Origin of the sequence: Exiguobacterium marinum DSM 16307 (assembly GCF_000620845.1) — a bacterium.
In the GTDB taxonomy this organism is placed as follows: domain Bacteria; phylum Bacillota; class Bacilli; order Exiguobacteriales; family Exiguobacteriaceae; genus Exiguobacterium; species Exiguobacterium marinum.
On sequence record NZ_KK211189.1, the window covers coordinates 851,783 to 864,317 of the forward strand.

Annotated in this window: 11 protein-coding genes; 7 read left to right on the top strand and 4 right to left on the bottom strand. The window is 49.5% G+C overall.

Going from position 1 to position 12,535, the window contains the following annotated elements; genetic code table 11:
* Window positions 1-2: 2 nt before the first annotated feature.
* Window positions 3-320, bottom strand: coding sequence for an SAM-dependent methyltransferase (locus P400_RS14885; protein WP_051545938.1), 318 nt, complete (start codon window positions 318-320; stop codon window positions 3-5).
* 149 nt (window positions 321-469) lie between these two features.
* On the opposite strand from P400_RS14885, the gene P400_RS0104870 reads away from it, so the two are divergent.
* From P400_RS0104870 to P400_RS0104900, 7 genes are all read left to right on the top strand, one after another.
* Window positions 470-1,951, top strand: a complete 1,482-nt coding sequence (locus P400_RS0104870; RefSeq protein ID WP_026825123.1) for a cryptochrome/photolyase family protein — start codon at window positions 470-472, stop codon at window positions 1,949-1,951.
* A gap of 192 nt (window positions 1,952-2,143) precedes the next feature.
* A complete protein-coding gene (locus P400_RS0104875; protein WP_026825124.1) occupies window positions 2,144-2,740 on the top strand; it encodes a glycerol-3-phosphate responsive antiterminator in 597 nt (198 codons plus the stop codon).
* Window positions 2,737-3,828, top strand: coding sequence for an ABC transporter ATP-binding protein (locus P400_RS0104880; protein WP_026825125.1), 1,092 nt, complete (start codon window positions 2,737-2,739; stop codon window positions 3,826-3,828). The genes P400_RS0104875 and P400_RS0104880 overlap by 4 nt, the downstream gene beginning before the upstream one ends.
* Entirely contained in the window at window positions 3,825-4,730 is a 906-nt protein-coding gene (locus P400_RS0104885) for a carbohydrate ABC transporter permease (RefSeq protein ID WP_026825126.1), read from the top strand. The genes P400_RS0104880 and P400_RS0104885 overlap by 4 nt, the downstream gene beginning before the upstream one ends.
* Entirely contained in the window at window positions 4,727-5,536 is an 810-nt protein-coding gene (locus P400_RS0104890; protein WP_026825127.1) for a carbohydrate ABC transporter permease, read from the top strand. The genes P400_RS0104885 and P400_RS0104890 overlap by 4 nt, the downstream gene beginning before the upstream one ends.
* Window positions 5,537-5,552: 16 nt before the next feature.
* Window positions 5,553-6,860, top strand: a complete 1,308-nt coding sequence (locus tag P400_RS0104895; RefSeq protein WP_026825128.1) for an ABC transporter substrate-binding protein — start codon at window positions 5,553-5,555, stop codon at window positions 6,858-6,860.
* 1 nt (window position 6,861) lies between these two features.
* On the top strand, window positions 6,862-7,536 hold the full coding sequence (locus P400_RS0104900) for a glycerophosphodiester phosphodiesterase (protein WP_026825129.1): 675 nt from the start codon (window positions 6,862-6,864) through the stop codon (window positions 7,534-7,536).
* Between the two features lie 44 nt (window positions 7,537-7,580).
* Here the strand turns inward: P400_RS0104900 and P400_RS0104905 are convergent, their stop codons facing one another.
* The 3 genes from P400_RS0104905 to P400_RS0104915 all read right to left on the bottom strand — a co-directional run bounded on the left by P400_RS0104905 (window position 7,581) and on the right by P400_RS0104915 (window position 12,415).
* Window positions 7,581-8,666, bottom strand: a complete 1,086-nt coding sequence (locus tag P400_RS0104905) for a GGDEF domain-containing protein (protein ID WP_026825130.1) — start codon at window positions 8,664-8,666, stop codon at window positions 7,581-7,583.
* 126 nt (window positions 8,667-8,792) lie between these two features.
* Window positions 8,793-10,079 carry a glycoside hydrolase family 32 protein gene (locus P400_RS0104910; RefSeq protein ID WP_026825131.1) on the bottom strand — a complete coding sequence of 429 codons (1,287 nt, stop codon included), beginning with the start codon at window positions 10,077-10,079 and terminating at the stop codon, window positions 8,793-8,795.
* Window positions 10,076-12,415: a glycoside hydrolase family 65 protein gene (locus P400_RS0104915; RefSeq protein WP_084483621.1), complete on the bottom strand. Its 2,340-nt coding sequence runs from the start codon at window positions 12,413-12,415 to the stop codon at window positions 10,076-10,078. The genes P400_RS0104910 and P400_RS0104915 overlap by 4 nt, the downstream gene beginning before the upstream one ends.
* Window positions 12,416-12,535 lie beyond the last annotated feature (120 nt).

Here is a 12,535-nt window from a genome sequence, read left to right on the forward strand (position 1 = left end):
CTTTATGATGAATAAAGAGCGGGGCGTCTTTTGTGACTAAAAAACGGGTACTGATTAAGAATTCGGTTTGCGTCCCGTAACTGCGATCGTACGATAATCAAGCGAGCTCGTCCCATTTGGATGGACGTAGCATTACGTTTCTCGGCAGAAGCGATGAGCGACTTCGAGCGGTTGAAGCCAATCACGTTCACATCCTCCCGCTTTTGAAGAATCGTCGCCATTGCATCACCAGCCCCACATCCGAGCTCGAGCACGGTGGTGTTTGGATACATCTGTAGCTGTTCGATTGTCCACTCGACTTCGATGCGGTGTTGGCGCACCATCTTTTCCCCGATATATTTTCGACGGGACCGCGTGGATTTTCGTATTGGCTGTCCACCCAGTTTTTGAACACTTACGAGAGCATCTGTCACCTCATTTCAAGAGTAGCTCGATTGTAGCATATCGATGAGACAAAGGAGTCAACAACATGCGTTCATTTTGGATACTCGGCAACCAACTCTCGCACGAGCTTGCGATGCTGAAGGATATACAAGAAGATGACGTCATCGTCATGATTGAGGCGACATCACGCGCGACATGGCGTCCGTACCATAAACAAAAGCTCGTCCTCATCTTCTCGGCGATGCGACACTTTGCGGAAGAGTTACGTGACAAAGGGTATACCATAGATTATCACGAGGCGGATTCATTCCAAGAGGCATGGGACAATCATGTGAAACAGTACAATCCGGACGAAATTCATGTCACTGCCGTCACGGACGAACCGATGGCGAAAAAACTGAAACAGTTCGGTAAGAAACATCACCTTGTCGAACATACGGATGTCCCGCTCTTCTATTTATCGAAAGATGAAGCGACCGAGACACTCGGGAATGAGCCGTGGCGGATGGATCGTTTTTATCGTCTGATGCGGAAACGGTTCGATATCTTGCTCGAAGACGGGAAGCCGCGTGGCGGGAAGTGGTCGTTTGACGCAGAAAATCGAAAACCACCGAAAGAAGGACTGTCGTTTCCGTCCGCTATCCATTTCCGCCCCGACGCGATCACGAAAGACGTCATCGAAAAGGTCGAGTCGACATTCTCGGATCACCCGGGGAAGGTGCCCCCGTTTCACTGGCCGGTCACACACACCGAGGCGAGACGGGCACTGAATCGATTCGTGAAAGAGCGGCTCGAGACGTTCGGTCCGTATCAAGATGCGATGATGGCGAATGAACCGGAGATGTCACACAGCCTATTGTCGGCTGCCATCAACATCGGTCTGTTGACGCCACATGAAGTCGTCGAGGCGGCTTGTGAGGCAGATGCTCCCTTGTCATCGATTGAAGGATTCGTCCGCCAAATCCTCGGTTGGCGGGAATATATGCGCGCCGTCTACCTCGCCGTCATGCCGGGCTATGAAGAAGTGAACACGTTCAAGCATGAACGCGACTTACCGTCCTTCTTTTGGGACGCGAAGACGGACTTGAACTGTCTGCATCAAAGTCTAAAGCCAGTTGTGGCACATGCCCACAACCATCACATCCAGCGATTGATGGTGCTCGGAAACTACGCGACGTTGTTTGAAATCTCACCGAAACAGACGAGCGACTGGTTCAATGAGATGTATATCGATGCCTATGACTGGGTCGTCTTACCGAACGTGCTCGGGATGGCCCTCCATGCGGACGGCGGGAAACTTGCCACGAAACCATATGTTGCCTCTGGGAAGTATATCGACCGAATGAGTGATTACTGTGGAGATTGCCCATATAACCCGAAACATACGACCGAGGACGATGCTTGTCCTTTCAACGCCCTCTACTGGCGATTCATCAATCGGCACGAGGAACGATTCTCGAAAAACCAGCGGATGAAGATGATGGTCCGCAATTGGCAAGGGCGAGATGATGACGTCAAATCAGATATATTAGCGAAAGCTGAACAGACATTGGCCGATTCCCCGTGAATCGGTTTTTTTACGTTTCCTTCATGAAACTTAGCGATTCCTTTATTATAGCTTTACAATCGTTCGTTACGATAGGAGCTGTGAGACCCCCTCACTCCAAGTGAATAGTTACCGGTAGAACCTTTGAGAGACCAACAGAAGCCCGTACGTCGATGACGTGTCGTTTCTGTTGGTCCTTTTTTTCAAGAAAGGATGATCCAAGTGAATGAAGCGATTGCACGAATCGGACAAGAACGGATGATTGCCTCCATCAAGAGTCCAAAACAAATCGAGTCGTTTTTACGGACGGATGTGACGACGACGTTTCTCATGATGGGAACGCTCAGCACGCTCGACCGCTATGTGGCGCACTTAAAGCGAGAGAATCGAACAGTATTCCTCCACGCCGAGCGAATCAATGGAATTAGCCTCGACCGGGACGGCATCGATTACCTCGCCAAACGTGTCGGCGCCGACGGGATTGTCACCACGAAAGCGTCGGTCCTTCAGCATGCGAAGCGGGCGGGACTGTTGACGGTACAACGACTGTTTCTCGTCGACTCGGATGCGGTCACGAGCGGGCTCAAGCTCGCCGAGGCGCAACAACCGGATGCGATCGAACTGATGCCCGGTTTGATTCCGAGCGTCGTCGAGAAGATTTCCCGAGAAGTCTCCTTTCCGATTGTGACGGGTGGCATGATTCGTCAACCGATTGACGTGCACCGCGCCCTCGATCACGGGGCATTCGCCGTATCGACTGGGGATGAACGACTTTGGCACGCACAAAGTCGAAAGGAGGAATTAGCATGAAATCAATACAACTACAACAATTGGCAAAATCATTCGGAGAGACGGAAGTCATTCGAGGGATTGATGTGACGATCGAAGCGGGGGAGTTCTTCGCACTCGTAGGTCCTTCCGGCTGCGGGAAGAGTACGATGCTTCGGATGATCGCCGGGCTCGAATCGATCACGAGCGGCACACTTCGTATCGACGGCGTGGCGGCAAACGGGATGAAGCCGAGTGAGCGTCACTTGTCGATGGTGTTTCAAAATTACGCTCTCTACCCACATATGACGGTTGAGAAAAATATTACGTTCGGTCTACATACGAAAGGACTGACGAAACTCGAGCAGCGAGAGCGTTGCCTCCAGGCGGCCGAGACACTTGGGATCAGCGATTATATGAAACGGAAGCCGCGTGAACTCTCAGGTGGTCAGAGGCAACGGGTCGCGTTGGCACGAGCAATCGTGACGGAGGCACCGATTTGCCTGATGGATGAGCCGCTCTCGAACTTGGATGCGAAACTACGGGCGAAGATGCGTTCAGAGATTCGTCAGCTGCAGCGAAAATTAGGGCTGACGATGATTTACGTCACCCACGACCAAGTCGAAGCGATGACGATGGCGGACCGGATCATGCTTCTCAATGAAGGGGAAGTACAACAAGTCGGGAAGCCGCTCGACCTGTACAATAAACCAGCGAACACGTTCGTCGCCTCGTTTATCGGATCGCCCCCGATGAACTTAGTAGAGGTCATCCGACAAGAGAGAGGATGGATGGCAGCGGACGGACGCCTGTTCCATCCGAGCGCATTGACAGAAATGTCAGAGGCGACGCTCGGCGTACGTCCGGAACAGATCAAACCGGCAGACGAAGAAGTGACGTTTTATGCAGAGTTGAAAAACATCGAAGTACTCGGGACCGAGACGATTCTCGCCTTCGATGTCGGTGGTAATGAGTGGTTGGCGAAATGGCCAGGACAATGGCCGCTCACCGTCGGAGAAAAAGTGGCGTGTTATGTGGACCCGAAACAGATGTCGTTATTTGATGCGACCGGGCAACGAATCGAGCCAAGGCAACCGAAACTGTTTGAGGCGTTGGAGGTGTTCCAATGACGGTCGCCTTACCGAGAGAGAAAGTCCGCACGCGACTGTCGGACGCAGCGAGCGGATTGTTGTACTTGTCTCCGTCTATCGTCTTGTTTGGTGTCTTCCTTGTCTACCCGCTTCTGCGAACGATTTATTTAAGTTTTTTCCGAACCGACACACAAGGGACACCACTCGAATTTGTCGGAGTGGGGCACTACAGCAATCTGTTCACGAGTGCGGCATTTTGGCAAAGCATTCAGGCGACGGTTGGATTCGTTCTCTTGACGGTCCCGCTCACGATTCTCGTTGCGCTCGGTCTCGCACTCCTCGCCAATGAGAAGTTGAAAGGAATCGGCATCTTCCGAACGGCTTTTTCGGCGACGATGGGGATGAGCGTCGCGGCGTCATCGGTCATTTGGATGTTCATGTACAATCCGTCGATTGGCATTTTCAATCGGTTCCTCGAGGCGGTGGGGGCAAGTGGCGTCCAGTGGCTCCTTGATCCACAATATGCGCTTCTTTCCGTGTCGCTCGCGACCGTCTGGATGAACATCGGCTTCACGTTCTTGATTCTGCTCGGAGGTCTGCAAAACATTGACCGAACGCTATACGAGAGTGCGGACATCGCCGGGACAAGTTACTGGACACAACTTCGCGCCATCACGATCCCAATGTTGTCGCCGACACTCTTTTTCGTCGGCATCATCTCACTCATCAACGCCTTCCAGACGTTCGGTCAGATTGATTTGTTGACGAAAGGCGGACCGACGAATGCGACGAACGTCATCGTTTATGCCATCTATAAAGATGCGTTCATCAACTACAACGTCGGGAGTGCCAGTGCCCAGGCCGTGCTCTTGTTTATTGCCGTCCTTCTGTTGACATGGCTCCAGTTCAAACTGGTCGAAAGGAAGGTGCATTACCAATGAGATTACGGAATGTAGGCGTATATATCTTACTCATCTTGAGTGCCGCCGTCATGCTGTTTCCAATCGCGTACGCATTCTCGATCAGTCTGATGGACGGAAAGGAAGTGCTCCAAGGACATCTGCTTCCACGTGAGCCTTCATTTGAAAACTATGTGGCCGCGTTCGAGCGCATCCCGATGATGACATACCTGCTCAACAGTTTGATCGTCGCGCTCCTCGTGATGGTCGGACAGGTCGTCTTGTCGAGTCTAGCGGCGTTCGCCTTTGTTTTCATCGACTTCAAAGGAAAAGGGCTCATCTTCATGCTCTTCCTGGCGACGATGATGGTGCCGTGGGAAGCGACGATGGTGCCAAACTTTTTGACAATCCAGTCGCTCGGCTGGCTGAATAGCGTCTGGGGACTGTCTGTGCCGTTCTTCGCACTCGCATTCGGGACGTTCTTACTTCGGCAACAGTTTAAAACGATTCCGTATGAGATGTACGAGGCGTCCCAAATTGCTGGAATCAGTCGCTTCCGTTTCTTTTGGAACGTCGTCTTGCCGGTCTCGAAGACGCCGCTCGTCACATTGTCAGTGTATAGCTTTTTAACGACTTGGAATATGTACTTATGGCCGCTTCTCGTCACGAACACGGAACAGGCGAGGACGGTCCAAATCGGAATCAAGCAGATGCAGTCGAACGAGGTCGCCTCGGACTGGGGCGTCGTCATGGCGGCGGTCATCTTGATTATCATTCCGACACTTTTATTGTTATTCGCAGGACAAAAGCACTTGCAAGAAGGGTTGACGCAAGGCGCAATCAAATAATAGGGGGACATGACAAATGAAAAAGCTTGGATTATTCGCAGGGTTGGCAAGTTCGGTGTTACTACTCGGGGCATGTGGAAGTGAAGAAGCGGCGCCGGTCGCGGCGACGACGGAAGAAGGAAAGACAGAGGTCGTCTTTTGGCACGCGATGAGCGGTGACTTAGAGACAGCATTAAACAGTCAGGTCGATGCGTTCAATGCTTCGCAAGACGACTATGAAGTGAAGCCAATCTTTCAAGGAACGTACGAGGAAGCGCTGACGAAGTTCAATGCGGTCGCCGGCTCGGAAGACGCGCCTGCCATCATGCAGACGTTTGAGGTCGGGACGAAATACATGATCGACTCGAACAAGATTACACCAGTTCAGGAGTTCATCGACAAAGAGGACTTTGACACGAGTGTGTGGGAAGAGAATATCTTGAGTTACTATCAGGTCGATGGCAAACAATACTCGATGCCGTTCAACTCATCGACACCGGTCCTCATCTATAACAAGGAGGCGTTTGAAAAAGCAGGGCTTGACCCGGAGAAGGCGCCACGGACGTATGACGAGTTGAAAGAGGCGGCGAAGAAGTTGACGACGGACGGTCAGACCGGCTTCACGATGCTCAACTATGGTTGGTTCTTTGAACAGCTCGTGGCTGCACAAGGTGGGCTTTACGTCGACAATGACAACGGACGAAGCGATGAGCCGACGAAGGCGGTGTTCGATGGGGAAGAAGGTCAGAATGCGTTCAACCTCATCAAAGAGATGTACGATGAGGAGACGTTCCTAAACGTCGGTCAGAACTGGGACGATATGCGTGCGGCATTCCAATCTGGAAAAGTCGCCATGTATCTTGATTCGTCAGCAGGAATCCGGACCGTTGCGGACAACGCAGACTTTGAAATCGGCGCATCGTATTTACCAGTACCGAATGAAGCAGATCGTCAAGGTGTCGTCATCGGAGGGGCTTCACTTTGGATGGGTGACGGGATTGCTGACGAAACGAAAGAAGGTGCATGGGAGTTCATGAAGCATGTGTCATCAACGGAAGCACAAGCGCAGTGGCATGTCGATACAGGATACTTCGCCATCAATCCTGAAGCGTACAACGAACCAGTCGTGAAAGAGATGTGGGCGAAATATCCACAGCTCAAAGTGACGGTCGACCAACTCAGTGAGACGAAGGCGTCACCGGCGACACAAGGTGCGCTCATCTCGACATTCCCGCAATCACGTCAAAGCGTCGTCAACGCGATGGAAAGTTTGTATCAAGGCGTGTCGGTCGAAGAGGCATTGAAGCGTGCGGCTGACGAGACGACTTCCACCTTGGGGCAGTGACATGTTGATTTACGCACATCGTGGCTATAGCGCCAATTACCCGGAAAATACGCTGTCGGCGTTCGAGGCGGCTCTCCCGTACGTGGACGGAATCGAGCTGGACGTACAGTTATCAAAGGACGGTCGCCTCGTCGTCATTCATGACGAGACCGTCGACCGGACGACAGACGGGACCGGATGGGTGAAAGACATGACACTACAGGAACTACGTTATTTGAAGATTGACGGGTTTGAGCGTATTCCGACGCTCGAAGAAGTGCTCGGATTGATCGAACGGAGTGATGTTACGCTGAACATTGAACTGAAGACGGATCGACTAGACTATCCGGGCATCGAACGACTCGCTTGGCTCGCCGTCAACGAGTTTCAGCTGACTAATCGAGTTGTCTTCTCCTCATTCAATCGGGAGACGCTCGTCCGAATGCGGGATGTGGCGCCCCACGCACGTCTTGCGGTCTTGACGCTCACGGGCGAGTCGGACATCGTCTCTTTTGCTGAGACGATTCGGGCCGAGGCGATTCACGCTCAGGTTGAATTTATCGGTTCAACTGCATGGGAAGACATGAGGCACACGTCACTTGAGGCACGTCTCTACACAATCAACAACGTGAAGGACCTACCTCCGTTTCCGGTTTCAGCCATCATGACTGATGAAGTCGAACGGTTCGTGAAATAAGCAAACGAAAACCCAGCTCCTTCAATAGAGGGAGCTGGGTTCATTCATGTCATGATTGGTTCTGGTGTTTCATAGGTCGAGACGACGACTTGATTGCGTCCTTCGTTCTTCGCTTGATAGAGCGCTGAATCCGCAAGGTCGACCATACGCTTGATGGAAAGGGCGGTACCATGGGCGACACCTACAGATGTAGTGATTTGAATCGGAGGAAAGTTATTTAAATAAAATACTTCAGTGGCAATTCGTTCCCGAATGCGATTGGCCACTTTATCCACTTTTTTTGGGGTCAAGTCGTACATCAAGATGACGAATTCTTCTCCGCCGATGCGAGCGACCGTATCATGGGCACGTGTCTCCACCTTAAGGATGTCAGCAAACTGTTGCAAGACGAGATCACCATTACCGTGACCATATGTATCGTTCACTTGTTTGAAATGATCGATGTCGAGAGCGAGGACGTTGTAGGTACGATCTTCTTCTCCAAGTGTGGCGGTATAACGATCCCAGACTCGACGATTGAACAATCCGGTCAAGTGGTCTCGTTCGGAAGATTGCTTATACTCGAGCGCGCGTCGAGTCGTCTTCTCTAAATCAATCGTGAGCGTACTCGAGAGCAGCCCGACGAGCATGCCGACCATCCAAATGGTCAAAACGAGGGAGACAAAAGCAGGGCCCCATCCCATATTGATGAATATGGCGATGGAGATGATAAAGAGCGCCCATATATTTAAGAAGATGCTTTGCAGGAAGAGGCGTTCTAACAAAAGTCGGTGAATCCAAAGCATGCCGATGCTGACGATGAACGTCGCGATAAAGGCAATCACAGCCTGCTCGGTCACCCCAAACAAGAAACGCGTACTCGCGATAACAAGTGTGGCAATCAACAATGGAGACCGGGCTCCGTAAAAAGCGAGTAAGACGAGTGGTAGGTGACGTAAATCTACACGAACTGTGTCATTGGCTTCAACGGCGTTATACATTAAAAAAAGACCTAGCGCACCTGCCATCAAACCGATGATGAAGCTTCGTAAATGTTCAGACCCAAACAGGGTAGAGTGATAAATTTTTGAAATGATATAAAAACCGGTGAATGCGACACAGGCATTGAGCAATAGAACAGTGAGCGTCATTCTTTCACGACCTTTTTCATAGACTATACGTTAACCGTAGCAGTCTGCAAAATAATGTCAATCGTAAAGTGTTCACCATATATCAAAAAGCAGGTCCGAAATGATTGTGGACCTGCTGCGTGTTTCTCATTCGAAGGAATGAAGAATAATATTGGATACTTCGCCATTGAGGTGATGCCGTAATGAGTGATCGACTGGATAAATACGACTTGAAAACACGTATTCACCTTCATTTACAAAAACTTCGATGGAAGATGAATCTACAAATATACGCATGCGCTCACATCTTTCGTTAATTCGTCGCCGTTCGTTGTCTCGGGTGAGTTGGATGTGGTCGTCGGTTGCAGACAGTGTAACAGTACCTTCGAAGCCACTGAACTGGAATGTCCCTTTCACATCGAATTCTAGTTCGAAAGCTTTTCCTGTAAAGGAATCAGATTCAAGCGAGATTGAAGATTGCCGAAGCGATTTCAATTCTTCGACTGGCTTCATCCATAGACGCCCATTTTTTACGGTCAACTCACGAGGGATCGTCATTTGGTTCGTCCAACCTTCTTGTTGTTCTGGCCAGTCTCGTTCCCACATCGCATTCCAAGCGATAAGGATTCGCCTACCGTTGTCGTCTAAAAAGGTTTGGGCGGCATAAAAATCGTGACCATAATCCAACTCTGTGAACGAACCGTGGGTGAAACATGGTGTTGTCACGTCAAGACCACCTATAAAATAACCACATTGATGTAAGTTTTGATAGCGATCTCCTTCTATTTCCATTCCTTGCGGAGATAGTAACAAAATCTCATGCCCGTCGAGATGAAACAGGTCAGGACATTCCCACATCCACCCATGTTGACCGGTCTCACCCGCAATGATTCCTCGTTCTCTCCAATGCAATGCGTCGTCAGATTCATAAAGGATAACTTTTCCATCCGTTTCATCACGCGTCCCGAGAACCATATAATATTGGCGATCGTCACCCCACACTTTTGGATCTCGGACATGGGCGTTTCCACGTGCAGGAATCCCTGAAATGAGAGGATTTCTAGCGCTTTTCTGAAATGTAATTCCATCGGTGGAAGTAGCGAGACATTGGACTTGACGCAACGTTTCGCGTTTTTCGTCTAACCACGTGTTTCCTGTGTAATACAGATGTAGTACCCCATCTTTTACTAAAGCGCTTCCTGAGAACACGCCATCCTTGTCATAGTCATCTCCAGGGCGCAACGCAATCGGTTTATGTTCCCAATGAACGAGATTGGTCGATGTGGCGTGACCCCAGTGCATATCGTCCCATTCGACACCGAACGGATGGTATTGATAAAACAAATGATACACACCGTTGAACTGACAGAGTCCGTTCGGGTCATTCATCCAGCCGAACGACGGAGCGAAGTGGTAGAGCGGACGATATGTCATACGGATAACACTTCACTTGTGAACGTATCGAGAATGGTTTGTTTCTCCCCATAAACCTCGATTACGAGTGGTTTCGTTGAAGGAGAGCGACGTGTGACGGTAACTTGGTCATGTGTTGCCCAAATATCGAGTGTTTCTCCTTTCCAGGCGATTGGAAAGCGTAGTTCATCCCAAGCTTTTGGTAACATTGGGGAGATGAGTAAGTTGCCAGAGGTCATTCGGACGCCACCGAAACCGTTGATGACAGCTTGCCAAATTCCACCGAGTGAAGCCGCATGAATACCAGCATCCGATGTTTTCATGTTCGGTCCAAGGTCAATCTCTGACGCTCGTCGGAACAAGTCATACGCAAGTTCTTGATCCCCAAGGTCTGAGGCGAGAACGCTATGAGTTGAAAGGGAAAGAGACGAGTCGTGAAGCGTTTTGGGCTCATAGTACTCCCAGTTGGACCGTTTAATTTCCGCTGAGAACAAATCCTCGAGTAAATACATTAGGATCATCACATCCGCTTGTTTTGAAACTTGAATCTCATTTACTTGTTCGAGGTTATAGTCATAAAATAGTGAGCCGACATTCTCTTGATTTTTATATTTGGTCAAATCGATGATTTCTTTTTGTAGATATGTGTCATCTTGTGGTAAAACACCGTCTTCCCGTACTTGTGGTAAGTAAATCAAGTCAAGGACATGGTGGAATCGTGTTTCGGTTGCTTGCAAATCGAGTTTTTCATTCAATCGCTCATACAGTTCAGGTTTTTCACGACGCAATAACTCGACGTACTCGATTGCTTTTTGAATATTCCAGTGCGCGGTATAGTTTGTGAACGCATTGTTGTTGACATGTTCTTTATATTCGTCTGGACCGACGACCTGATTAATTTCATAACGATTTTCAGACTCATTCCATTCAAGTCGGCTCGCCCAAAACTTGGCCGTGTCGATCAAAAGTTCATATCCGTATCGATCCATGAAATCTTGGTCTCCTGTGACGTGATAATACTGCCAAGCGGCGAAAGCGATATCTGATGTGATGTGTTGCTCGATAAAGCCAGACCAAATTTTTGTGGCCTCGCCAGTCACGATGTCTGCCGCACCCCAGATGGGTGTCACTTCTCCATCGTCTAGCCATGCTGATTCCCATGGGAACATCGCGCCATCGTATCCATTTTCATTCGCCTTGCGATGCGCTCCAGGTAGCGAAAGATAACGATACTCAAGCAAGCTACGAGCGATCGTTGGATTCGTGTACGTATAATACGGCAAAATAAAGATTTCCGAATCCCAGAATGTATGACCTTTATATCCTTCGCCGGACAAACCTTTCGCTCCGATATTCATCCGATTGTCGTGTTTCGGTGTCATGACCGCAAGGTGATATTGAGCAAATCGGATGGCTAATTGATCGAACATGTCTTTCGAGCGGATGGTGATGGGCGTACGCGACCAGACCAGTTCGTCAAAGGCCTGGACATGGTCAGCGAATAAACGATCATATCCTTTTGCCTCGACTTCACGTGTCGCATTCAACGCAAAGCTTGCAAGTTCCTCTGTCGTATCTGCTGTCATGTCGTGATCACGGGAAGTAAAAATTGTCGAATACTTCTCAATCGTCAACGTTTCATTCGCAGGGATTCTCACATCCGAGTAGTCAAAGAAAATTTGGCGACGATCCATCTTGATGATGGACATCGGCTCAATCGATTCGCGTTGATGGAATCGGTGGACACTGTGAAACACAAAATCGATGCCGGATTCTGTCGTTGTCTGGATTTGTTGCATGAAACGTCCATCGTACAGGCGTTTCGTACCTTCTAAAAAGTGTTGAACTCCACTGTTTGTCATTTGTCCATTAATGCCTGAAGTGAGTGAGAGCGTACTGTCTTGTTTCGGTGTAATCGTCACGCGTTGAGCAATCACATGAAAATGAGCCATCGATACAAAACGGCGGAAAGTTAGGTCATAGACATTTCCGTCAGGGCTTTGCCAAGTCACTTCGCGTACGAGTTCAGCTTTCTTTAGATTGAGTGTACGACGATATGTGAGAATCGTTCCTTGCGTCAAATCAAAACGAATCCCGTTTAACTTGAACTCCATCCATAGAATGTCCGCTGCATTCGGAAGTTCGGTCACTTCATTCTCAGCGAACTTATTAAAAGTCCCTGCCACGAATGAATTGCGCTTTTCATTCGCATAGTGTTCTTCGGTTACTGAGCGTAACCCCATATATCCATTTCCGAGGGAGAAGACCGCCTCTCCTTTTCCGAGCCATTCCGTACGAAATCCGTCTTCCGAAACGAGCCAATGTTGTAAATCTCCAGTACCAGTCGTGTAGTTCATCAAAGTGTTCGTCACGATGTAACCTCCTGTATAATAAAGCGCTTTCTTGATTCGACACCATTCTATCCGAAACGTTTCGGATAATCAATAGTGTTTTTATTATATTTTCTTTTATTTGTA